This window comes from Streptomyces sp. NPDC016309, from assembly GCF_043077235.1.
Classification (GTDB): Bacteria; Actinomycetota; Actinomycetes; order Streptomycetales; family Streptomycetaceae; genus Streptomyces.
The window spans coordinates 18,281-40,637 of the sequence record NZ_JBIBSG010000003.1; the positions used below are offsets into that span (position 1 = coordinate 18,281).

23 protein-coding genes are annotated in these 22,357 nt (G+C 74.4%); 13 read left to right on the forward strand and 10 right to left on the reverse strand.

The window, feature by feature from the left end; translation table 11 throughout:
• Nucleotides 1-71 precede the first annotated feature (71 nt).
• Complete coding sequence (locus tag ACF068_RS07930; RefSeq protein ID WP_392273302.1) at nucleotides 72-881, reverse strand: PhzF family phenazine biosynthesis protein; 810 nt, start codon at nucleotides 879-881, stop codon at nucleotides 72-74.
• A gap of 169 nt (nucleotides 882-1,050) precedes the next feature.
• Between ACF068_RS07930 and ACF068_RS07935 the strand changes: the two genes are divergently transcribed.
• On the forward strand, nucleotides 1,051-1,662 hold the full coding sequence (locus ACF068_RS07935) for a PadR family transcriptional regulator (RefSeq protein ID WP_392273303.1): 612 nt from the start codon (nucleotides 1,051-1,053) through the stop codon (nucleotides 1,660-1,662).
• A gap of 259 nt (nucleotides 1,663-1,921) precedes the next feature.
• Entirely contained in the window at nucleotides 1,922-2,905 is a 984-nt protein-coding gene (locus tag ACF068_RS07940) for a DMT family transporter (protein WP_392273304.1), read from the forward strand.
• Between the two features lie 72 nt (nucleotides 2,906-2,977).
• On the opposite strand, the gene ACF068_RS07945 is transcribed toward ACF068_RS07940, so the two are convergent.
• Nucleotides 2,978-3,655 carry a pyridoxamine 5'-phosphate oxidase family protein gene (locus ACF068_RS07945; RefSeq protein WP_392273305.1) on the reverse strand — a complete coding sequence of 226 codons (678 nt, stop codon included), beginning with the start codon at nucleotides 3,653-3,655 and terminating at the stop codon, nucleotides 2,978-2,980.
• A 23-nt stretch (nucleotides 3,656-3,678) separates the two neighbouring features.
• On the opposite strand from ACF068_RS07945, the gene ACF068_RS07950 reads away from it, so the two are divergent.
• Complete coding sequence (locus ACF068_RS07950; RefSeq protein ID WP_392273306.1) at nucleotides 3,679-5,013, forward strand: aminotransferase class I/II-fold pyridoxal phosphate-dependent enzyme; 1,335 nt, start codon at nucleotides 3,679-3,681, stop codon at nucleotides 5,011-5,013.
• Nucleotides 5,014-5,082: 69 nt separating this feature from the next.
• On the opposite strand, the gene ACF068_RS07955 is transcribed toward ACF068_RS07950, so the two are convergent.
• Nucleotides 5,083-6,132 carry a DMT family transporter gene (locus ACF068_RS07955; RefSeq protein ID WP_392273307.1) on the reverse strand — a complete coding sequence of 350 codons (1,050 nt, stop codon included), beginning with the start codon at nucleotides 6,130-6,132 and terminating at the stop codon, nucleotides 5,083-5,085.
• A gap of 75 nt (nucleotides 6,133-6,207) precedes the next feature.
• Here ACF068_RS07955 and ACF068_RS07960 point away from each other — a divergent pair, with 75 nt between their 5' ends.
• Nucleotides 6,208-7,113 carry a LysR family transcriptional regulator gene (locus tag ACF068_RS07960; RefSeq protein WP_392273308.1) on the forward strand — a complete coding sequence of 302 codons (906 nt, stop codon included), beginning with the start codon at nucleotides 6,208-6,210 and terminating at the stop codon, nucleotides 7,111-7,113.
• Nucleotides 7,114-7,261: 148 nt separating this feature from the next.
• Here the strand turns inward: ACF068_RS07960 and ACF068_RS07965 are convergent, their stop codons facing one another.
• Together ACF068_RS07965 and ACF068_RS07970 are read right to left on the reverse strand one after the other, a co-directional pair.
• Nucleotides 7,262-7,738 carry a Rieske (2Fe-2S) protein gene (locus ACF068_RS07965; protein WP_392273309.1) on the reverse strand — a complete coding sequence of 159 codons (477 nt, stop codon included), beginning with the start codon at nucleotides 7,736-7,738 and terminating at the stop codon, nucleotides 7,262-7,264.
• 72 nt (nucleotides 7,739-7,810) lie between these two features.
• Nucleotides 7,811-9,943, reverse strand: coding sequence for a prolyl oligopeptidase family serine peptidase (locus tag ACF068_RS07970; protein WP_392273310.1), 2,133 nt, complete (start codon nucleotides 9,941-9,943; stop codon nucleotides 7,811-7,813).
• Between the two features lie 34 nt (nucleotides 9,944-9,977).
• On the opposite strand from ACF068_RS07970, the gene ACF068_RS07975 reads away from it, so the two are divergent.
• From ACF068_RS07975 to ACF068_RS08005, 7 genes are all read left to right on the forward strand, one after another.
• Nucleotides 9,978-10,835, forward strand: coding sequence for a HipA family kinase (locus tag ACF068_RS07975; protein WP_392273311.1), 858 nt, complete (start codon nucleotides 9,978-9,980; stop codon nucleotides 10,833-10,835).
• The gene (locus ACF068_RS07980; RefSeq protein ID WP_392273312.1) at nucleotides 10,832-11,215 is read left to right on the forward strand and encodes a DUF3037 domain-containing protein; all 384 of its coding nucleotides are present in this window, start codon (nucleotides 10,832-10,834) and stop codon (nucleotides 11,213-11,215) included. Before ACF068_RS07975 ends, ACF068_RS07980 begins: the two co-directional genes overlap by 4 nt.
• A 145-nt stretch (nucleotides 11,216-11,360) precedes the next feature.
• Nucleotides 11,361-12,122 (forward strand): 3-oxoacyl-ACP reductase FabG, encoded by a 762-nt coding sequence (fabG, locus tag ACF068_RS07985; RefSeq protein ID WP_392273313.1) that lies wholly within the window; start codon nucleotides 11,361-11,363, stop codon nucleotides 12,120-12,122.
• Between the two features lie 16 nt (nucleotides 12,123-12,138).
• Nucleotides 12,139-12,906 carry an SDR family oxidoreductase gene (locus ACF068_RS07990; protein WP_392273314.1) on the forward strand — a complete coding sequence of 256 codons (768 nt, stop codon included), beginning with the start codon at nucleotides 12,139-12,141 and terminating at the stop codon, nucleotides 12,904-12,906.
• A gap of 119 nt (nucleotides 12,907-13,025) precedes the next feature.
• Complete coding sequence (locus ACF068_RS07995; RefSeq protein ID WP_392273315.1) at nucleotides 13,026-14,603, forward strand: ABC transporter substrate-binding protein; 1,578 nt, start codon at nucleotides 13,026-13,028, stop codon at nucleotides 14,601-14,603.
• Nucleotides 14,604-14,921: 318 nt separating this feature from the next.
• A complete protein-coding gene (ung, locus tag ACF068_RS08000; RefSeq protein WP_392273316.1) occupies nucleotides 14,922-15,605 on the forward strand; it encodes a uracil-DNA glycosylase in 684 nt (227 codons plus the stop codon).
• A gap of 244 nt (nucleotides 15,606-15,849) precedes the next feature.
• Entirely contained in the window at nucleotides 15,850-16,260 is a 411-nt protein-coding gene (locus ACF068_RS08005) for a hypothetical protein (RefSeq protein WP_392273848.1), read from the forward strand.
• Nucleotides 16,261-16,354: 94 nt separating this feature from the next.
• On the opposite strand, the gene ACF068_RS08010 is transcribed toward ACF068_RS08005, so the two are convergent.
• Together ACF068_RS08010 and ACF068_RS08015 are read right to left on the reverse strand one after the other, a co-directional pair.
• Nucleotides 16,355-16,825, reverse strand: coding sequence for a hypothetical protein (locus ACF068_RS08010; protein ID WP_392273317.1), 471 nt, complete (start codon nucleotides 16,823-16,825; stop codon nucleotides 16,355-16,357).
• A gap of 63 nt (nucleotides 16,826-16,888) precedes the next feature.
• Nucleotides 16,889-17,494: a TetR/AcrR family transcriptional regulator gene (locus tag ACF068_RS08015; protein WP_392273318.1), complete on the reverse strand. Its 606-nt coding sequence runs from the start codon at nucleotides 17,492-17,494 to the stop codon at nucleotides 16,889-16,891.
• An 81-nt stretch (nucleotides 17,495-17,575) separates the two neighbouring features.
• Here ACF068_RS08015 and ACF068_RS08020 point away from each other — a divergent pair, with 81 nt between their 5' ends.
• Together ACF068_RS08020 and ACF068_RS08025 are read left to right on the forward strand one after the other, a co-directional pair.
• Nucleotides 17,576-18,805, forward strand: coding sequence for an FAD-dependent monooxygenase (locus ACF068_RS08020; protein WP_392273319.1), 1,230 nt, complete (start codon nucleotides 17,576-17,578; stop codon nucleotides 18,803-18,805).
• Between the two features lie 10 nt (nucleotides 18,806-18,815).
• The gene (locus tag ACF068_RS08025; RefSeq protein ID WP_392273320.1) at nucleotides 18,816-19,724 is read left to right on the forward strand and encodes a Gfo/Idh/MocA family protein; all 909 of its coding nucleotides are present in this window, start codon (nucleotides 18,816-18,818) and stop codon (nucleotides 19,722-19,724) included.
• Here ACF068_RS08025 and lnt read toward each other — a convergent pair.
• The 3 genes from lnt to ACF068_RS08040 form a co-directional block, all read right to left on the reverse strand.
• Nucleotides 19,645-21,240 carry an apolipoprotein N-acyltransferase gene (gene lnt, locus ACF068_RS08030; protein ID WP_392273321.1) on the reverse strand — a complete coding sequence of 532 codons (1,596 nt, stop codon included), beginning with the start codon at nucleotides 21,238-21,240 and terminating at the stop codon, nucleotides 19,645-19,647. The two genes, ACF068_RS08025 and lnt, sit on opposite strands and share 80 nt — an antisense overlap.
• A gap of 55 nt (nucleotides 21,241-21,295) precedes the next feature.
• The gene (locus ACF068_RS08035) at nucleotides 21,296-21,754 is read right to left on the reverse strand and encodes a nuclear transport factor 2 family protein (protein WP_392273322.1); all 459 of its coding nucleotides are present in this window, start codon (nucleotides 21,752-21,754) and stop codon (nucleotides 21,296-21,298) included.
• Between the two features lie 122 nt (nucleotides 21,755-21,876).
• Complete coding sequence (locus tag ACF068_RS08040) at nucleotides 21,877-22,092, reverse strand: hypothetical protein (RefSeq protein ID WP_392273323.1); 216 nt, start codon at nucleotides 22,090-22,092, stop codon at nucleotides 21,877-21,879.
• Nucleotides 22,093-22,357: the final 265 nt, after the last annotated feature.

Genomic DNA, 22,357 nt, shown 5'->3' on the forward strand with positions numbered 1-22,357 from the left:
CGGTGGGACGAAGGGGCGTACGGAGGTGTCCGTACGCCCCTTCGTCGTGCCGGGGCCCGCGCGGTGCGGCCTCAGACCAGCAGGTCGCCCTCGATGACCGTCACGGCGTCACCCGTCAGCAGCGTCCGCCCGCCCCGCAGCGCCGTGCGCACCAGCCCGGTCCGGGCCCCGCCCTGGAGGCCGGTCAGCTCGTCACGGCCGAGGCGCGCGGACCAGAAGGGCGCGAGAGCGGTGTGCGCGCTGCCGGTCACCGGGTCCTCGTCGATGCCGAGTGCCGGGAAGAAGCAGCGGGAGACGAAGTCGTACCCGCGACCTGGGTCGTCCGCGGCGGCCGTGGCGATGACGCCCCGGTCCGACAGGGTGGTCAGGGCGGCGAAGTCCGGTGCGAGGGACCGTACGGACCGCTCGTCCGGCAGCTCGACCAGCAGGTCACCGATGTGGGCGGCGGTGTCGTGGACGGACACCACGTCCGCGCCCAGCGCCTTGGCCAGGCCGTCCGGGGCGGGGACGGGCGTCAGTGTCGAGGTGGGGAAGTCCAGCGTGAGGGAACCGTCCGGGGCCGCGGTGGCGGAGAGCGGGCCGCACCGCGCGGCGAAGCGGACGGTGCCGGTCGCACGCCCGGTGCTGTGCAGGACGTGCGCGGTGGCGAGCGTGGCGTGGCCGCACATGTCGACCTCGGCGACCGGCGTGAACCAGCGCAGCGCCCAGTCGGCCTCGCCGCCCGGGGGCAGCGGGTGGGCGAAGGCCGTCTCGGAGAGGTTGACCTCCGCGGCGACCTGCTGGAGCCGGTGGTCGTCCGGGAAGGCGTCCAGGAGCAGGACGCCGGCCGGGTTGCCGGAGAAGGGGCGATCGGTGAAGGCGTCGACGATTCGAATCCGCATGGGCCGACCGTAGGGCCGCCGCGGCCCTCGGGACCAAGGCCAATCCGTGGTGGGCGGCCTCTTCCGGGGGATCCGGCCGTCCGGCCCGTTCGAGGGGTGTTGCCCGACGAACTATTCCGATATATCGTTGACGCATCGCGACAGATCAACGATGGAAGGAGCGTGCGAGATGCGTACGCACGGGAACTGTGGACCCGGCCATCGGGGCCGGGGTGGGGAGCGCCACGGGGAGTTCGACGGGCGGCGAGGCGCCTTCGGCCCGTTCGGGCCGGGTTTCGGCGGCGGGCCGTTCGGCGGCGGCCCCTTCGGTGGCGGCCGCGGCCGGGGCGGCGGCCGTGGACGAGCGCGGCGCGGTGACGTCCGGGCCTCGATCCTCGCCCTGCTGAAGGACCGCCCGATGCACGGCTACGAAATGATCCAGGAGATCGCCGAGCGCAGCGGCGGTGCCTGGCGGCCCAGCCCCGGCTCGGTCTACCCGACGCTCCAGTTGCTGGAGGACGAGGGCCTGATCGCCAGCCGCAGCGACGGCGGCAAGAAGCTGTTCACGCTCACCGACGAGGGGCGCGCCGAGGCCGAAGCGGGCGCGGACGCCCCGTGGGAAGAGGCGGGGCGCGGCGTCGACTGGGAGGCCGTGCAGGAGGTCCGGCAGGCCGGCTTCGGGCTGCTCGAGGCCTTCGGGCAGGTCTGGAAGACCGGGGACGCCGACCAGCGGCGGAAGGCGCTGACCGTCATCAACGACGCCCGCAAGAAGCTCTACCTGATCCTGGCCGACGAGCACTGAGCCGCCGGCGGCGGAACGACGGAGGGTCCCACGGCACCGGCCGCGGGACCCTCCGTCGTTCCGCCGTCCCCCGTCCGCCCCGCGGCGACGGTCCGGGCCGCCTCGGCCGGGAAGCCCGTGAGCCTCACGTCCGCCTGGTTCCGCCGGCCGTCGGCGCCGTGGTCCCGGTGGGGGGGCGCGCGTTCCGGCGGATCCAGGAGCCGTCTCAACAGGTGTCACGGCCTTTACGCTCCTGACGCGACGCTGCCATGATGTGCCGATGCACGCGTCTCAGGGGAGAAGCGCCGGCCTGGGACTCGCCCTGGCATCGGCCTTCGCTTTCGGTGGATCAGGTGTCGCGGCCAAGCCGCTGATCGAGGCGGGGCTCGACCCGCTCCAACTGGTGTGGCTGCGGGCGACCGGCGCCGCGCTCGTGATGCTGCCCGTCGCCTGGCGCCACCGCGACCTGCTGCGTACCAGGCCCGCACTGCTCGCCGGCTTCGGCCTGCTCGCCGTGGCGGGCGTCCAGGCCTGCTACTTCGCCGCCATCTCGCGAGTCCCCGTGGGTGTCGGACTGCTCATCGAGTACCTGGCGCCCGCGCTGGTGCTCGGCTGGGTGCGGTTCGTGCAGCGGAGGGCGGTCACCCGGGCCGCCGCGGTCGGCGTGGTCCTCGCGGTCGGCGGGCTCGCGTGCGTGGTGGAGGTGTGGTCCGGGCTGCGCTTCGACCTGCTCGGCCTGGTGCTCGCCCTCGGCGCCGCCTGCTGCCAGGTGGGCTACTTCGTCCTCTCGGACCACGGCGGCGACGGAGCGGAGCCGGCCGACCCGCTGGGCGTCATCGCCTACGGCCTGCTCTTCGGCTCGCTCGTCCTCACCGTCATCGCCCGCCCGTGGGGCATCGACTGGTCCCTGCTGGGCGGCACCGCCGACATGGGCGGGTCCACGATGCCGGCGTGGCTGCTGCTCGGCTGGATCGTGCTGATCGCCACCGTCCTCGCGTACGTCACCGGCGTCATCTCCGTCCGGCGGCTCTCCCCGCAGGTCGCGGGCGTGGTCGCCTGCCTGGAGGCCGTGATCGCGACCGTCCTGGCGTGGGTGCTGCTGGAGGAGCACCTGTCCGGGCCGCAGGTGCTGGGCGGCGCGGTCGTGCTGGTGGGGGCCTTCATCGCCCAGTCGTCCACGCCCAAGGCGCCTTCCGGTCCGGTGGCCGGGTCGGACCACGTGCTGCCCGAGGACGAGGTGGCGGCCGGACGGGCCGCCCCTTAGCGGGCGGACCGCCCGTCAGCGGCGGGTGGCCGCGCCCCCGGCGCCCCGCCCCGCCGCCCCGGCCTCCCCGCGTCAGAGTGCGGTGACGTAGTCGGGCACGGGCACGGACGGATCCAGGTCGGAGGCCGGCACCGGGGTCCCGTAGGCCGTCGCCAGTGGGACGACGCCGGTCCAGTGGGGGAGCGCGAGGTCCTCAGGCTCGTCGTTGGGGCCGCCGGTGCGGAGCTTGGCGGACACCTCGTCGAGGTCCAGGCGGAGGACGGCGGTCGCGGCGAGCTCCTTGGCGTTCGCCGGGCGGGAGTCCGCGGAGCGGCCCGGGACGACGTGGTCGACGAGGGCGTCGAGCGCGATGCGCTTCTCCTCGGGGTCGGTGACCTGGTGGGCGATGCCGTGCACCACGACCGAGCGGTAGTTGAGCGAGTGGTGGAAGGCGGAGCGGGCCAGCACCAGGCCGTCGACGTGGGTGACGGTCAGGCAGACGGCGAGGCCCGGGTCGGCCTGGCCCGCCATGCGCAGCGGACGCGAGCCGGTGGAGCCGTGGACGTAGAGGCGCTCGCCGACGCGTCCGTACAGCGTGGGCAGGACGACCGGTGCGCCGTCGCGGACGAACCCGAGGTGGCAGACGTACGCCTCGTCGAGTATCGCGTGCACCAGTTCGCGGTCGTACGAGGCGCGGTCCCGGGAGCGGGTGGGGACCGTGCGGTCGGTGGGCCGGTAGTCGGTGGTGTCCTGCGGCATTGCGCTCTCCATTGCACTAGTGCATAATCTCGTTTGTGCTAGGAGAGTATCGGATCGTCGGCCGCCGCGCATCGGAGATCGCCGCCAGTGTCGAGCGGGGGGTCAGCTCGGGAGGACTGGAGCCGGGTCAACTCCTGCCGCCCATGCGGGAGTTGGCGGCGGTTCTGGGAGTGAACCCCAATACGGTCGCGGCCGCCTACCGCACCCTGCGCGAGCGCGGTGTGATCGAGACGGCCGGGCGCAGGGGCAGTCGGGTGCGGCCGCGCCCCGCCACCACCGCGCGCGGGTCGCTCCGGATCGACGCGCCGGCGGGTGTACGGGACGTGGGGCAGGGCAACCCCGACCCGGCCCTGCTGCCCCCGCTCGGCGAGGCGCTGGCGGCCGCGGCGCGGCGTGACGCCGAGGAGCCCGGGCTCTACGGGCGGCCGGCGGTGGACGGGGACTTCGCGCGGCTCGCCCGGGCGGCGCTGGACGCCGACGGCGTGCCGGACGGCCCGGTCGCCGTGGCGTCCGGTTCGCTGGACGCCGTCGAGCGCGTGCTGAACGTCCACCTGCGGCCCGGGGACGCCGTGGCGGTCGAGGACCCCGGCTGGGGCGCCCTCCTGGACCTGGTGTCGGCGCTCGGGCTCAAGCCCGTGCCGGTCGCCGTCGACGACGACGGCCCCCTGCCGGACGCCGTGGAGCGGGCCCTGCGGGACGCGGGGGCCCGGGCGCTCGTCGTGACCGACCGGGCGCAGAACCCGACCGGCGCGGCGCTGGGCCGGGCGCGGGCGGCCGAGCTGCGGCGGCTGCTGGCCCGCCACCCGGGCGTGCTGCTGATCGAGGACGACCACGGGCACGGTTTCGTCGACGTGCCGCTGCACCCGCTGGCCGGGGTGACGGACCACTGGGTGATGGTGCGGTCCGTCGCCAAGGCGTACGGGCCCGACCTCCGGGTCGCGGCCCTGACCGGCGACCCGGTCACCATCGACCGGGTGCAGGGGCGGCAGCGCCTCGGGCCGGGCTGGGTGAGCCGCCTGTTGCAGCGTGCGGTGGTGCACCTGTGGGAGACCGGCGCGGTGGACCGGGGCGCGGTGGCGGCGGCCTACGCGGAGCGGCGCGACACGCTCGTGGCGGCCCTGGCGAGGAGGGGCGTCGAGGCCCACGGGCGCAGCGGGATGAACGTCTGGGTGCCGGTGGCCGACGAGACCGGCGCGGTGGCCCGTCTGTTGCACGCGGGGTGGGCGGTGGCGCCGGGTGCCCGGTTCCGGATGGCGGCCGGCCCCGGCGTGCGGCTCACCGTCTCGGGGCTGCCGTTGGCGGACCTGGAGCCGCTGGCCGACGCGGTGGCCGCGGCGGTCGGCCCGGTGGAGGCGCGCAGCCACGGCTGATCCCGTCCGGCCGGGCGGCCGGGCGGTTCCGTACGTCGTCGTCAGCCGCGGTCCCGTACGCCGCCGTCGTCAGCCGCGGCGCGGCGGGCCGGCCTTCGGGCGGCTCTGGGTGAGCGCCGCTCCGGCCAGCACGACCAGTGCCCCCACCGGGGTGTTCCAGGTCAGCGCCTCGTCCAGGAGCGTCACGCCCGCCGCGGTGGCGATGACCGGGATGAAGTACGTGACCATCTGGCCCGTGGTCGGGCCGACCTCGGCGACGATCCCGTACTGGAGCAGCACCGCCAGACCGGTGCCCAGCGCCCCGAGGGCGACAACCGCGAGCAGCGGAGCGACCGGGAAGGACGACGGCCAGGACGTGAACAGCGGTGTCACCACGGCCAGTTGCAGCGTGGCCAGGAAGAGCTGCGCCCCGGTCAGGGCCAGGTGCGACTCGCTGCGCCCCGCGAGCGTACGGCGGACGTAGATCCAGCCGATGGGGTAGCTGAGCGAGGCCAGCAGCGCCATCGCGGTGCCGGTCGCGTCCAGCCCCGAGAAGCCCTGCCAGGCCCCGAGGACGGTGAGCACGCCGAGGAAGCCGATCCCCAGGCCCGCCACCCGGCGGCGCGTGGGCCGGTCCTCGGACAGGGCGACGAGCGACAGCGCCATGCCCCACAGCGGGGAGGTGGCGTTGCAGATGCCGGCCAGCGTCGAGGGGATGGTGAGCTCGGCGTACGCGAAGAGGGAGAACGGCAGCGCGTTGAGGAAGAACGCGGCCACCGCCAGGTGACCCCACGTGCGGGCGCCGCGCGGCAGCCCGGCGCGCTTGACCGCCATGGCGACGGCGAGCACCGCCGTACCGAACAGCAGACGCCCGAAGGTCACCTGGAACGGGGCGTACGCCTGGGTGCCCACCTTGATCAGCAGGAAGCTGAAGCCCCAGATGAGGGAGAGCAGCCCGAAACGGACGCGCCAGTCGAGGGCGCGGCGGCGCCCGGGCGGCGCGGCCGGGGCCGGAGCCGCGGAGCTTCCGGTGGAGGCTCCCGGGTGCTTGGTGGAGGACTCGGGGGAGGGGTCGGGGGAAGGGGAGTCCGCCGCGGGGGTGGGCGGCGTGGGGTGGGAGGGTGCGGTGGCGGCGCTCATGAACGACACCATGGCCCGGAAGATCCTCGTAGCACAAGCGAGATTTTCTGTGCGCCTTCGCTTAGCATTGCTTACATGTTGAATCTGGAGCGCCTGCGCACCCTGGACGCTCTCGCCCGCCACGGCTCGGTGAGCGGGGCCGCGGACGGGCTGCACGTGACCACCTCGGCGGTCTCCCAGCAGCTCTCCAAGCTGGAGCGGGAGGTCGGACAGCAACTCGTCGCGAAGAACGGACGGGGCGTGCGGCTGACCGACGCGGGGCTGCTGCTGGCCGACCACGCGGCGCGGATCCTGTCCCAGGTGGAGCTGGCCCAGGCGGACATCGAGGCCCAGCGCGGCCAGGTGGTGGGCGAGGTGCGGCTCGCCGGGTTCCCCACGGCGGCACGGGGGCTGTTCCCGGGGGCGATCTCCGCCCTGCGCAGAGACCACCCGGACCTGGTCGTCCGCACCAGCGAGCTGGAGCCCGAGTACGGGGTGCGCCAGGTCCTGCGCGGGGACATGGACCTGGCCGTCGTGCTCGACTGGAGCAACAAGCGGCTCCCCGTCCCCGCCGGCCTGGCCAGGGCGGAGCTGCTGGACGACGCCGCCGACGTGGCGCTGCCCGCGGGGCACCGGCTCGCCGGGCGGGCGGAGGTGGACCTGGAGGAGCTCGCGGACGAGGACTGGGTGTCCTGGCCGGAGGGCGAGTTCTGCTACGAGTGGCTGATGTTCACGCTGCGGTCGAAGGGCGTCGAACCCCGTATCGCGCACCTGGCCGGGGAGCACCACACCCAGCTCGCCCTCATCCAGGCGGGCCTCGGCGTGTGCGTCACGCCGCGTCTGGGGCGCGGGGCCGTCCCGGAGGGTGTCGCCCTCGTGCCCGTGCGGCAGCAGATGCGGCGGCACATCTACGCGGTCTGGCGCGCGGACGCCGACCGGCGGCCCTCGATCAGGGCGGCCGTGGAGGCGTTGCGCGAGGTCGGCCGGTCGGCCGGCGGCTGACGGGTCAGGGGCCCGCCGGCGTCAGCCTGAGGAAGTCCCAGGACCCGACACCGTCTTCGGCGCCGTGTGCCCGGGCCACCCGGTGGTGGTCCCGGTGGACGCCCGGCCCGCCGGGGCCGGCCGGGCCGTGCCGCGGCCGGCCCCGGCCTCACGCGAGCTTGATCGAGTCGCCCTCGACCGTGATCGACGCGGGCGCCAGCGGCATGGTGGCCGGGCCCGCCTTGACGCTGCCGTCGGTCGCGTCGAACTTGCTGCCGTGGCACGGGCAGTTGATCACCCCGTTAGCGACCTCCTTCACCGCGCAGCCCGCGTGCGTGCACTTCGACGAGAACGCCTTGAACTCGCCCGCCTTCGGCTGGGTCACCACGACCGCGCCGAAGACCATGCCCCCGCCCTCGGGGACGTCCGTCGTCTTCCCCAGCACCTGACCCCCGCCGCCCCCCGTCCCGCCCGTGGCGGCGGCCGCGCCCGTCGGGCTCCCGCCCGCCTGGGCGTCGCCTGCCGAGGCGGCCTGCGTGTCGGACCCCCCGCACGCGGTGAGCACGGCGGCCAGGCCGGCCCCGCTCGCGGCCGCGACGACGGTACGGCGGGCCACTGCCCCGCTGCTCCCCTGCGATCCGGTCATTCCGGCATCCCCTTCCCTGGGTGTCGGGCGTCTGCGTGTCATGGGGGAGTACGGGAGGGCGGCGGGGGGTGTTCACCCGCTCAGGGAGCTTCTCAGGAACTCCGCTTCCGCCCTCAGCCGGCCGCTCACCACGTCCACCCCGGTGTCCCGGTGTGTCGCACCGGGCAGGGGGAGCACGCTGTGCGGCCGTCCGGCCGCCAGCAGCGCGGTGGAGAACCGCAGGGTGTGGGCCGCCACCACGTTGTCGTCGCCGAACCCGTGCATCAACAGCAGCGGCCGTGACAGCCGATGGGCGTACGGCACGTGGGAGGACCGCTCGTACTGCTCCGGCAGCACGTCCGGGTGACCGAGGAACCGTTCCTCCCAGTGGGTGTCGTACAGGCGCCGGTCGGTCGGCGCGGCGCCCGCGACGGCCGCGTGGAACACGTCCGGGCGGTGCAGCACCGCGCCGATCGCCAGGTAACCGCCGTACGACCAGCCCCGGATGCCCACCCGTCCCAGGTCCAGGTCCGGGTACCGCCCGGCGGCCGCGCGCAGCGCGTCGACCTGGTCCTCCAGGGGCGCGGTCAGCCGGTCGCCGCGGACAGCCGTCTCCCACGCCCGGCCGCGCCCCGGCGTGCCGCGCCCGTCCGTGACGAGCACCGCGAAGCCCTGCTCGGCGAACCACTGGGCCACCGCCCCGGGCCAGCCGGGGGCCCGCACGGCCAGTTGGAGTCCGTGGCCCCCGTACGGGCTGAGCAGCACGGGCAGCCGGTCCGAGCCGGGAGCGTGCCAGGACGGCAGGTACAGGTGCGAGCGCAGCTCCCGCACGCCCAGCGACAGGTGGACGGGGCGCGGGGTGACCAGCGGCGTCTCGGCGAGCACGCGGATGGTCCCGGCCGGCTCACCGCCACGCAGCACGGTCACGGCGCGCCCGTCCGGCGTGCGGCTGTCCAGCACGACGGTGTCGCCGCCGACCGCCGCCGTGTGGACCCCCGGCTCCCGGCTGAGGCGGCGGAACCCGGAGCCGGGTGCGTACGCCCACACATGGGTCTCGGCGGGGTCCTCGCCCGCGGTGAGGAACACCCGCTCGCCCACGGTGCCCAGGACGGCGCGGACATGGAGCCCCGGCGGGCTCGGCACGTTCCCGATCCGCAGTCCCCGCACGTCGTCCCGGACCACGGTCACCACCGGAACCCCGCCGCCGGTCCGGGCGGGGACGCCCGGGGTGAGCTCCACCCAGGCGGGGTCCGTCCGGCGCACCAGCGGGCGGGTCACGCCCGTGTCCGGTTCGACGGCCAGCAGCTCGGTCGTGCGCTGGTCGCGCGTCTGGACCTCGGCGAAGGGGCCGGTCCCGTCCCAGCCGGCGGCCGTGACGTACTCGAACGCCCGGTCCGTCCAGTCGCCCGGGGGATGGGTCGTGGGCGCGGCGCTCGCCGGTGTGAGGACCGGTGTCCGGCGCCCGTCGAGACGCAGGACGCACAGGGACACCTCCGCGTTGGGGGTGCCGGCCGCCGGGTAGCGGACGGCGCGCGGCGGCCGGGCCGGATCGGCCGGGTCCGCGAGGAACCAGCGCCCCACGCGCGCGTGGTCCGTCCGGACCACCAGGAGGGCGTCCCCGTCCGGCGACCACCAGTACCCCCGCGACCGCCCCACCGACTCGGCCGACACGTGGTCCGACAGCCCATAGGTGACCTCCGGCCCCTCCGGCGCGGCCAGCAGCCGGTCCTCCGCCCCGTCGGCGGTGCGGACCACCCGCACGGCGCCCCCCGTCACGTACGCCACCAGCGAACCGTCCGGCGAGGGTCTCGGGTCGACGGCGGGCCCCGCCGTGGGCACCCGCCACGGCGCACCGCCACCGGTGCGGACCGCCCACACCGCGCCGCCCAGCGCGAACACCGCCACGCGCGCGTGCCGGTCGGCGGCGTACCCCACCACCCCGGTCGACATCACCCCGGCGCGCTCCCGCCGCACCCGCTCCGCCACCGGCACGTCCTCCTCGCCGGCACCCTCCAGGGCGGCGGGATCGGCCAGGAGCCGCTCCTCCCCGTCCTCGTACAGCCACAGCCGCCCCACCGGGTCGGAGCCCGAGCCGGTGCGCACGAACAGCACCCGGGCGCCGTCCGGGGACACGGTGAACGCGCCCGGAACACCGAGCGAGAAGCGGCGCGTACGGGCGAACTGGCGCGGGAAAGCGGGGACGTTCAGGGTGTCGGTCGTGGTCATGGGGCAGATCATGACAGGGACGTAACCTGGGGGGATGCTCTCCGAAGTCACAGCGACCCGCTATGTCACGCCCTTGCGTGAGGGCGGCTCCCTCCCCGGGATCGTCGAGGCCGACGACCTCGGCACGTACGTCATGAAGTTCACCGGCGCGGGCCAGGGCCGCAAGACCCTCGTCGCCGAGGTCGTCTGCGGCGAGCTGGGCCGCCGGCTCGGCCTGCGCGTCCCGGAGCTGGTCACCATCCAGCTCGACCCCGTCATCGGACTCGGCGAGCCCGACCAGGAGGTGCAGGAGCTGCTCAAGGCGAGCGGCGGACTGAACCTCGGTATGGACTACCTCCCGGGCTCCATCGGGTTCGACCCGCTCGCCTACACGATGGACCCGGAGGAGGCGGGCCGGGTCGTCTGGTTCGACGCGCTGATCAACAACGTCGACCGGTCCTGGCGCAACCCCAACATGCTGGTCTGGCACGGACAGCCGTGGCTGATCGACCACGGCGCCACCATGATCTGGCACCACAACTGGCCGGGCGCCCGGGCCTCCGCCGCCAAGCCGTACGACGCCTCCGACCATGTCCTCGCCCCCTTCGCGCCCGACGTCGCCGCCGCGGCGGCCGAGCTCGCCCCCCTGGTCACCGAGGACCTGCTGACCGAGGTGGCCGCCGACGTCCCCGACGAGTGGCTGGTCGACGAGCCGGGCTTCGACACGGCCGACGCGCTGCGCCGCGCCTACGTCGAGGCGCTGCTGCCGCGCGCGGCCACCATCCACGAACGGATCACCCTCGGGGAGCGGACCGGGCGGCGGCCGTCCCAGGCACCCGGCTGGCTCACCGACCACCTGGCCCCCTGGCCGCACCCCACCAAGCAGGACCGCACGAAGGACAGCAGCAAGTGACCGACCGCGACGTCTTCGAGTACGCGCTGCTGCGCGTCGTCCCGCGCGTCGAGCGCGGCGAGTGCTTCAACGCGGGCGTGGTGGTCTACTGCCGCGCCAAGGCCTTCGTGTGCGCCCGTACGCACCTCGACGAGGCCAAGCTGCGCGCGCTCGACCCGCACGCCGACGTGACCGGCGTCCGGGCCGCGCTGCACGCCGTCGAGGGGGTCTGCGCGGGCGGCGAGCGGGCCGGCCAGGCGGCGCGGGACGACGCCGGGCGGCGCTTCCGCTGGCTGATCGCGCCGCGCTCCACAGTCGTCCAGCCGGGGCCCGTGCACACCGGGCTCACCGCCGACCCCTCGGGCGAGGCGGAGCGGCTGCTCGACCTGCTGGTGCGCTGAGTGACCGGGCGCACCCGGTGGGCCGTTGACACCGGGTGCCAGGGTCTCTAGCGTCTCGTCTGCTGAAGGTACTAAGCGGTCGCTCACCGGCATGGACGTGCCGGTCGAACCGCTTATCCGGGATCCAAGGGCGAGGAGAACCAGCATGTCCACCACCGAGCAGCGCGTCGCCGTCGTGACCGGGGCCGCGCGGGGCATTGGCGCGGCCACCGCGGTCCGGCTCGCGGCCGAGGGCCGCGCCGTCGCCGTACTCGACCTCGACGAGGCGGCCTGCAAGGACACCGTCGAGAAGATCACCGCGGCGGGCGGCAGGGCCATCGCCGTCGGCTGCGACGTCTCCGACGGCGCCCAGGTGGAGGCCGCCGTCGCGCGCGTCGCCGCCGAGCTCGGGGCGCCGACGATCCTCGTCAACAACGCGGGCGTGCTGCGCGACAACCTGCTCTTCAAGATGAGCGAGTCCGACTGGGACATGGTCGTGAACGTGCACCTCAAGGGCGCGTTCCTGATGGCCAAGGCGTGCCAGAAGCACATGGTCGACGCGGGCTTCGGCCGGATCGTCAGCCTCTCCTCGTCCTCGGCGCTCGGCAACCGCGGCCAGGCCAACTACTCCGCCGTCAAGGCGGGCCTCCAGGGCTTCACCAAGACCCTCGCCAAGGAGCTCGGCAAGTTCGGCATCACGGCCAACGCCGTGGCGCCCGGCTTCATCGTCACCGAGATGACCGCGCAGACCGCCGCGCGCGTGGGCATGGGCTTCGAGGAGTTCCAGGCCGCCGCCGCCACCCAGATCCCCGTCCAGCGCGTCGGCCGGCCCGAGGACGTCGCCCACGCGATCGCCTTCTTCACCGGCGACGACGCCGGCTTCATCTCCGGCCAGGTCATGTACGTGGCCGGCGGCCCGCTCAACTGACGAGGAAGTGACGGACATGACCGCAACAGAACTGCCCCCGCTGTCGGGCAAGGTCGCCCTCGTCACGGGCGCCAGCCGCGGCATCGGGTACGGCGTGGCCGAGGCGCTCGTCGCCCGCGGCGACCGGGTGTGCATCACCGGGCGCGGCGAGGACGCGCTCAAGGAGGCCGTGGAGAGGCTGGGCGCCGACCGGGTGATCGGCGTCGCCGGCAAGGCCCACGACGAGGCGCACCAGGCGCTCGCCGTGGAGCGCACCATGGAGGCCTTCGGCCGCGTCGACTTCCTGGTCAACAACGCCGGCACCAACCCGGTCTTCGGCCCGATGGCCGAGCTGGACCTGAACGTGGCGCGCAAGGTCTTCGAGACCAACGTCATCTCGGCGCTCGGGTTCGCCCAGCAGACCTGGAGGGCGTGGCAGAAGGACAACGGCGGTGCGATCGTGAACATCGCGTCGGTCGCCGGTATCGCTCCCTCGCCCTTCATCGGCGCCTATGGCATGAGCAAGGCCGCCATGGTGAATCTGACCCTCCAGCTCGCGCACGAATTCGCCCCGAAAGTCCGGGTCAATGCGATCGCCCCGGCCGTCGTCAAGACGAAATTCGCCCAGGCGCTCTACGAGGGCCGGGAAGCGGAGGCCGCTGCCGCGTATCCGCTGGGCAGGCTCGGTGTGCCCGAGGACATCGGCGGGGCCGCCGCATTCCTCACCTCCGGCCAGTCGGATTGGATCACCGGCCAGACCCTGGTCGTTGACGGCGGAATTTTCCTCAATGCCGGAGTCGGCTGATCCCCTTTTTGCCGATTGACCGTTTAATGCGGTAAGTGCCCCGCCCGGCCACCTCATTGACCTGGCGGGGCACTGCGGTATGGTCGGCCGACCCATGGCTGAACGAGGAGCGTGCGCACGTGTTCAACCGGACCAGTCTGCAGGCGGCTGCAGCCCTTGCGTCCATATCCCTGCTGGCGGGATGCAGCCTCTTTTCGGGCGATGACGCCGATGGGGAGAACAAGATCGTTGTCGGCACGACGAGCGCGCCCACCACGCTCGACCCCGCTGCGGCCTGGGACAACTCCTGGGAGCTCTACCGGAACGTCTTCCAGACCCTTCTGAGCTTCCCCACCGGCAGTGCGACGCCCCAGCCGGACGCGGCCGAATGCAAATTCACCGACACCGTGAGCAAAGTCTTCGAGTGCCGGCTCAAGGACGGGCTGACCTTCTCCGACGGGGCCAAGCTCGACGCCGCCGCCGTGAAGCACTCGATCGACCGGATCCGCACGATCAACGCGAAGGGCGGCCCCGCCCCGCTCCTCGGATCGCTCGACAAGATCGTCACCAGCGGTGACACGCTCGTCACGTTCCACCTGAAGGAATCCGACGCCACCTTCCCGTTCATCCTGGCCACCCCGGCCATGTCCATCGTGCCGCCCGGGAAGTACCCCGCGGACGCGCTGCGCGAGGACGGCAAGGTCACCGGCTCCGGCCCGTACGTGCTGGACTCCTACCAGGAGGGCGCCCAGGCCGAGCTGACCCGGAACACCACCTACAAGGGGTTCGCCAACCGCAAGAACGACGCCGTCACCATCCGGTACTTCAAGGAGTCCGAGGCGATGGTCGGCGCGCTGCGGAAGAAGGAGATCGACGCGACCTACCGCGGTCTGACCGCGGAGGAGGTCGTCCAGCTCGAGGAGAAGAAGCCGGAGAACGAGGGCCTCCAGCTCGTCGAGTCCACCGGTGCCGACATCCGTTACCTGGTGTTCAACGCCGAGGACCCCTCCGTGAGCAAGCTCGCCGTCCGGCAGGCGATCGCCCAGGTCGTCGACCGTGACGCGCTCGTCGCCAAGGTGTACCAGGGGACCGCCGAGCCGCTGTACTCCATGGTCCCCAAGGGCATCGCGGGCCACACCACCGCCTTCTTCGACCGGTACGGCGAGCCGGACGTCACCAAGGCGAAGAAGCTGCTGGGCGAGGCGGGTGTCGACGGGCCGGTCAAGCTGACGCTCTGGTACACCACCGACCGCTACGGCTCCGGCACGGAGCCGGAGTTCAAGGAGCTCAAGCGGCAGCTCGAGGCGTCCGGGCTGTTCCGGGTCACCGTGCAGGGCAAGCCCTGGAAGGAGTTCCAGGCGGGCTACCAGAAGGGTGAGTACCCGGCGTTCGGACGAGGCTGGTTCCCCGACTTCCCGGACCCGGACAACTTCATCGCCCCGTTCGTCGGCAAGGAGAACGTGCTGAACACGCCGTACGTCCGGCCGGAGATCACCGACCAGCTTCTGCCCAAGTCCCGCAAGGTCAGCGACCGCGGCGCGGTCACGGAGGAGTTCGAGCGGGCGCAGCAGATCCTCGTGGACGACGTCCGGCTGCTGCCGCTGTGGCAGGGCAAGCTCTACATCGCCGCGAGCGAGGAGATCGCGGGCGGCGAGCGGGCGCTGGACCCGCAGACGGTCATGCAGATGTGGGAGCTCCAGCGCAAGACGAGCTGGTAGTACGGCCCGGAGGGCCAGGAACGGACCGGCCGGACGGCGGCCCCGCGCGGGGTCACCGCCCGGCCGGTCCGCGTTCTCCCGGTACGCCCTGGAGGCCCGCCCTCCCGGCGCGGCGTCGAGGAGGGGGCCGTCCTTCCGCCGGTATCCCGCCCGCCTTCCGCCGGTATCCCGGCCGTCCTTCCGCCGTCCTTCCGCCGGTATCCCGGCCGTCCGTCCGCCCGTTCCTCCGTCGGAAGATCATCCGGCGGGTCCGTTGTCAGTGGTCACCGGTAAGTTCTGTGAACAGACAAGGCGATCACCCCACCGGAGGTTGTTGACGTGACCGACACCGACATGCTGCCCGAGTCCTGGCGCGGCGTCCTCGGCGACGAGCTGCAGAAGCCGTACTTCAAGCTGCTCACCGAGTTCGTCGAGGAGGAGCGGGCCAAGGGGCCGGTCTACCCGCCGCGCGAGGAGGTGTTCGCCGCCCTGGAGGCCACTCCGTACGACAAGGTCAAGGTCCTCGTCCTGGGTCAGGACCCGTACCACGGCGAGGGCCAGGGGCACGGCCTGTGCTTCTCGGTGCGCCCCGGCGTCAAGACCCCGCCCTCGCTGCGCAACATCTACAAGGAGATGCAGGAGGAGCTCGGCCACCCGGTCCCGGACAACGGCTATCTGATGCCCTGGGCCGAGCAGGGCGTCCTGCTCCTCAACGCGGTGCTCACGGTCCGGGCCGGCGAGGCGAACTCCCACAAGGGCAAGGGCTGGGAGAAGTTCACGGACGCGGTGATCACCGCCGTGGCGTCGCGGCCCGACCCGGCCGTGTTCGTCCTGTGGGGCAATTACGCGCAGAAGAAGCTGCCGCTGATCGACGAGACCCGACACGTGGTGGTCAAGGGCGCGCACCCCTCGCCGCTGTCCGCGAAGAAGTTCTTCGGCTCGCGTCCCTTCACGCAGATCGACAAGGCCGTCGCCGACCAGGGGCACGACCCCATCGACTGGCGCATCCCCGACCTGGGCTGACCGGTCCGGCCGCCGCGCTCGGGACGACCGGCCGGCCGGCGGACGGCCACACGGCGGCAGTGCGTGCGGGACGCCGCGGGCCGGGCGAGACTTTGCGGACACGACCCAGCGTCGGAACACCGGCCTCCGGGACTTCGCCGGCTCCCGGCTCCCGGGCCGGGTCGCCGACGGACGAGCGGAGGCCGCAGTGCGGGAGCAGCAGCAGGACGCGTCGGACGCGCCGGAGGAGGCGGTCCTCACCAGGATGGGGCAGACCATGATGCTGCTCCATGGCGGTGACCGGGAGGAGGCGCGCAATCGTTTCGGTGCGCTGTGGCGGCGGCTCGGCCCCGACGGCGACCCGGTGCAGCGGTGCACGCTCGCGCACTGCATGGCCGACGCCCAGGACGACCCCTACGACGAGCTGGCCTGGGACCTGCGGGCGCTGACCGCGGCGGAGGAGGCGACGGGCGAGCCCCGCGCGGAGCTGCGGGCCCTGTACCCGTCGCTGCACCTCGACCTGGCGGCCGACTACGCCGGGCTGCGGCGCCCGGAGGTGGCGCGGATCCACCTGGACCGCGCCCGCGCCGCCTCGGTCACCCTGGCCGACGACGGCTACGGCGACGCCGTCCGCGCCGCCATCGCCCGCCTGGCCCGCCGCCTGGCCGCCGACTGAGCGGGGCCCGCGGGTGGGCGGGAGCCCGCGGGTGGGCCGAGCGGGACTCCACGGGCCGCGCCGGGCCGGGGGCCGGTCGGGCGGGCGGGTGGCGTCAGTGGCCGTAGGCCTCCCGGCAGAGCTGGGCCTGGCGGCTGTGCGGGTCCCAGCCGCCGTAGCTCCGGCCGAGGGCGCAGACGTCGGGGACGGTGTCCGGGACGGCCGGCACCGCGGGGGGCCGGATCCGGGGGAGCTGGTCGCGCAGCCGTTCCGGTGACGGGACCCGGGCCGGGCGCTCGGCCCGCGGCGTGGCGCGCGGCGGCGCGGACGGCGCGGCGGCGGCCGGGGCGCCGTGGTGGGGCCCGGCCGCGGCAGGCCGCCCGCGCGGGGCGGGCGGCGTCACGGGGGGCGGAAGCGCGGCCTCCAGGGCCTCCCGCGCGGGGCCCTCGACGATCTGCGGCGCCACGTCCTGGCGCGCCGCCCCGCTCGCCTCCGGGGCCGCCGGTACGGGGCGCGGCCCCTGGTCCACCGACACGCAACCGGAAACGGCCGCCACGGCCACGGTCACCAGGACCTTCGCTGTCATTCTCGTTCGTTGCACCCCGCAACTCTGCGGGGTGACCGGGCGCTTGGGGATCCCTACCGGCCGTTATTGCTCCGCACGGGTGATGGGCGCGGCCGGCCGGTCACCGAGCATGCCGCCGAGCAACTCGCCGAAGCCGGCGCGCAGTTCCGCGACGGTCGGGACGGCGGTGTGGAACGTCCCCACCGCGACGGAGAACAGCATCCCCTCGCACCAGGCCACCAGGGACAGGGTGTGGCGCTCCGGCCGCACCGACCCGGCCGCCCGCATCAGCGCGGTCAGCGGTTCCCGGAACCGGCGCCCGGTCTCGTCGTAGAACGTCCGCAGCTCGGGGCGCCGGGTGGCCTCGAGGCCCAGCTCGTACCGCGCCACGAGCAGCTCGCGGTGGCCGGTCAGGTAGCGGTGCAAGGTCTGGGACAGGGCGTCCAGCAGTCCGTCGATCCCCTCGCCCGGTGCCGGCATCCCCTCCAGGGACAGCACCTGCGCCTCCCGGTCGGCGAGCCGCCGCACCGCCGCCTCCAGCAGCGCCTGGCGGGTGCGGGCGTAGTTGGACGTGGAGCCCTGGGGCAGTCCGGCGGCCTCGTCCACGGCGCGGTGGGTCAGCCCGCGCATGCCCCGCTCCGCGAGCAGGGCGAGTGCGGCGTCGGCGATCAGGTCGGCACGTGCGGTCATGACCCCAACCTACCGCCCTCACTACATCCGTAGTACCTTGATGGCGTCACTACAGATGTAGTTCCGACTCTCGGAGGAGTCATGGACAAGCGCACCGTCACGCCCCGTGCCGTCGTCGTCGGCAGCGGCATCGGCGGACTCACCGCCGCCGTCGCCCTGCACCGGAGCGGCTGGCACGTCACCGTCCTGGAGCGCGCCCCGTCGCTGCGGCCCGTCGGCGCCGGCATCGGCCTCGCGCCCAACGCCCTGCGCGCCCTCGACGTCATCGGCCTCGGCGACGAGATCCGCGCCCTGGCCGCCTGGCAGGGCGACGGCGGCATGCGCACCGCCCACGGCCGCTGGCTCGCCCGCACCGACGCCCGGGCCGCCGCCGAGCGGTACGGCGGCCCGCTGGTCGTGGTCCACCGGGCCACGCTCATCGACACCCTCGCCGCCCGCCTCCCGGACGGAACCGTCCGCACCGGCGCCCCCGCCACGCTCACCGACCCCGGAACGGCCGCCACCGGGCACCGCGCCGTGGTCACCACCCCGGACGGCGACATCGAGGCCGACCTCGTGGTCGGCGCCGACGGCATCAACTCGGCCGTACGCCCCGTCCTGTTCCCCGCCCACCCCGCGCCCGAGTACACCGGACTCACGAGCTGGCGCGTCGTCGTGCCCGCCCCCCGCCGGCCCTTCGCCCCGCACGAGTCCTGGGGGCGCGGCGCACTGTGGGGCACCCAGCCGCTCAAGGACGGCCGTGTCTACGCGTACGCGGCGGCCGTCGCCCCGGCCGGCGGGCGGGCCCGCGACGACGAACGCGCGGAGCTGGTGCGCCGCTTCGGCGCCTGGCACGACCCCATCCCCGAGATCCTCGCCACCATCACCCCCGACCAGGTCCTCCGGCACGACATCCGCCACCTCACCACCCCGCTGCCCGCCTTCCACCGCGGCCGGACCGCCCTGCTCGGCGACGCCGCCCACCCCATGGCGCCCACCCTCGGCCAGGGCGGCAACCAGGCCATCGAGGACGCCATCGTGCTCGCCCACCACCTGGCGCCCCACCACGACACCGGCGCCGGCCTCGCCGCGTACTCGGCCGCCCGGGTGCCCCGCACCACCGGAGTCGTGCGCACCTCCGCGCGCGTGGCCCGGCTGCTGACCCGCACCAGCGCCCCGGTCGTCGCCCTCCGCGAGACGCTGATGGGCCTCGTCCGCCTCGCCCCCGGCCTCGGCCTGCGCGCGTTCGACGGCATCGCCGACTGGCGGCCGCCCCAGCACACGTATTCTGACCGGGCGCGCCGGCACGACGACGGTGGCGTACGGCGATAGGGAGAGCGTTGTGAGGATCGGCTGCATCGGACTCGGCGACATCGCGCAGAAGGCCTACCTGCCGGTGCTCGCCACCGTCCCCGGCGCCGAACTGCACCTCCAGACCCGCACCCCCGCCACCCTCACCCGGGTCGCCGCGACCTACCACGTGCCCGCCGGCCGGTGCCACACCGACCTGGACGCGCTGCTCGCCGCCCGCCCCGACGCCGCGTTCGTGCACGCCCCGACGTCCGTGCACGCCGAGATCGTCACCCGCCTGCTGGAGGCGGGGGTGCCCACGTACGTCGACAAGCCGCTGGCGTACGAACTCGACGAGTCCCGCCGCCTGGTGGAACTCGCCGAGCGGCGCGGCGTCGGCCTCGCCGTCGGCTTCAACCGCCGCCTCGCCCCCGCCTACGCCCAGTGCGCGGACCACCCGCGCGAGCTGATCCTCATGCAGAAGAACCGGATCGGCCTGCCCGAGGACCCGCGCACCCTCGTCCTGGACGACTTCATCCACGTCGTGGACACCCTCCGGTTCCTGCTGCCCGGCCAGGTCGAGAACACCGACGTACGCGCCCGGATCCGCGACGGGCTGCTGCACCACGTGGTGCTTCAGCTCTCCGGGGACGGCTTCACCGCCATCGGCATGATGAACCGCATGAACGGCTCCACCGAGGAGGTCCTCGAGGTGTCCGGCCAGGACACCAAGCGCCAGGTCCTCAACCTCGCCGACGTCGTCGACCACAAGGGCCAGCCCAGTGTCCGGCGGCGCGGCGACTGGGTGCCGGTCGCCCGCCAGCGCGGCATCGAGCAGACCGTGCACGCCTTCCTCGACGCCGTACGGGCCGGAAGGACGCTCAGCGCCCGGGACGCACTCGCGACCCACGAGCTGTGCGAGCGGGTGGTACGGGAGTGCCTGGAGCAGGCCGCCGCCTGACCACCCGGCCGGCCCCGGCGGCGCACAGCGCGGCCAGCACGGCCACCGCCGCGTACACGGCCCAGTCACCGAACCGGACGTACGGCGTAGTCGCCCCGGCGAGCGGGACCTCGTACACGGCGGCCCCGCTCACCTCCGTGCCGAGCGGCGCCCCCACCCGCCCGCCGTCCGGGCCGTACACCGCGCTCACCCCGGTCAGCGTCGCGTGCACCACCGGCCGCCCCGTCTCGGCCGCCCGCAGCGCCGCCAGCGACGCGTGCTGACCCGGCGCCCAGCTCTCCTGGAACGTCGACGTCGCCGACTGCGCCACCAGCAGCTCCGCCCCCTCCCGGGCCAGGTGCCGGCTCATGTCGGGGAACGCGGACTCGAAGCAGACCAGCGGGCCCACCCGCGGGCCCCGCTCCCCGACCGTCATCACCACCGGGCGCTCGCCGCGCCGCCGGTCCTCGGCCGCCGCCTTGCCGACGGAGGTGGCCCAGCCCAGCAGCGACCGGAAGGGGACGTACTCTCCGAACGGCACCAGCCGCATCTTGTCGTACCGGTCACCGGTGATGCCCTCCGGGCCGACGAGGACGCTGCTCTTGTAGATGCCCGGCCGGTCGGACCGGCGCGCGTCCACGTTCACCAGCACCGGGGCGCCGACCTCGCGCGCCAGCGCCGCCAGCCGGGCGCTGTACCCGGGCCGGGCCGCCAGGTCCGTACCGACGCTGCTCTCGCCCCACACCACCAGGTCCACGTCCCGGCCGGCCAGCTCCCGCGTCAGCTCCTCGCCCCGGTCGAACCGCCGCTCCGGACCGTCCGCCCCGCCGATGACACCGGGCTGCACCACGCCCACCCGCACCCGCCCGGCCGGCTCCGGGCCCGGCACCCACCGCGCCGCCGCCCCCACGGCGACCCCGCACACCACCAGGCCGGCCACGGCGGCGCGGCGCAGCGAGGGGACCGCCACCAGAAGGACCACCGCCGTGTTGACCGCCACCACCAGCAGGCTCACCAGCCACACCCCGCCCACCGCGGCCACCCGCAGCACGGCCGGCACCTGCCATTGACTGGCGCCCAGCAGCCCCCACGGACCGCCCAAGCCCTCCCAGGACCGGGCCAGTTCCACCATCAGCCAGCCCGACGGGACGACGGCGAGCGCGGCCGCGCCCCGGGCCGGGGACGGCGCCCCGCCCAGCATCCGGCGCACCAGCACCCCCCACGGCGCCCACAACAGCCCGAGCAGCGCCGCCAGCAGCAGGATGAACACGTGCAGGCTCGGCATCAGCCAGTGGTGCACGGCCAGCATGAAACCGACCCCGCCCAGCCAGCCGTCCAGCGCGGCCCGGCGCCCGGTGGGAGCCGTACGGACCAGCAGCATCCACGGCACCAGCGCCAGGTACGCCCACCACCACAGGGACGGCGCCGGAAAGGCCGCCGCGGGCAGCGCCCCGGCGGCCGCCGCGGCCGTACCGCGCCACCACGGGGACAGCGGCGCACCCGCCCCACCACCCGGCCGGCCCACTGGAATCCGCATACCGCGCCTCCTCGCGCCCAGGGGCCCGCTGACGCCTCCAGTGTGCGGGAGCGGGTCATTCCGCCGACAGTACGCCCCCGGTGCGCCGCCACTTCTCGTGCACCACCACCGTGCTCAGCCGCCAGCCGCCCCCGGTGCGCGCCATGGCGAACGCGTACCGCCCGCCCGAGACGACGTCGTCCCCCGCCGTCATCCGCATCGGGTTCACGTAGTCGGCGAACGCCCGGGCGCGGTCGCCCGGGTAGCCGCCCAGGTCCTCGATGGTCACCCGCCGGTTGACGATCAGGTGCTGCCGCACGGGGAAGTGCGCCATCGTCTCCGCCAGCCAGTCCGCCACCTCACCGGCCCGTCCGGCGACACCGCCCGCGGCCCGGTAGTCGGCGTGGCCGTCCTCGGTGAACAGCCCCCGGTAGGCGCCCCAGTCGGCGTCGTCCACGGCCACCGCGTACCGGGTGATCAGCTCGTCGATGGCCAGCCGGTCCATCACGGTCGCGAGGTCCACGCGCTGCGTCATCGCCTCAGTGTCGGGCAGCGGCGGCCGCGGGCCAAGAGCCGTGCACCGCCCCGTCCGGGGCCGTCCTCCCCGCGTCCTCCCGGCGTCCTCCCGGCGTCCTCCGGGCGTCCTCCGGGCGTTCCTCAGGCCGCTTCCCAATGGTGGGCCCGCCCGCCGCGCCACTCCACCAGATGGGGGTCGTCCAGGGAGATGTCCGCCTCGTCCAGCCCGGAACGGCGCAGGAACTCGACGAGGTCCGCGTCGTTGTGGGCCAGTCCCACGATCTGCCCCCGTACGGTCACGCGCCGTCCGCCGCCGGGGGAGGGGCGGTGCACGACGACGGGTGTCTGCCAGGCCATGGGACCAGGGTGCGCCGTACGGCGGGTGATCGCAGCCCGGGCGCCGCGCGGCCCGCTCCTCCGGGCGGCCTCCCGGGGCCAGGGCCCGGACGCGTGCCCGCGAATCACACGGGGTGTGAACGGAACGCATGCATATATGCGCCGTGCGCCCTCGTGCCCACCCCCGGCGCGCGGCAGGCTCTGTCGTACGTGTTCGGGACGGAGGACCCGGGCATCGGGGCCGCCGGTCACCCCCCCTGCCGGCGGCCCCCGCCCATGCCCGGCC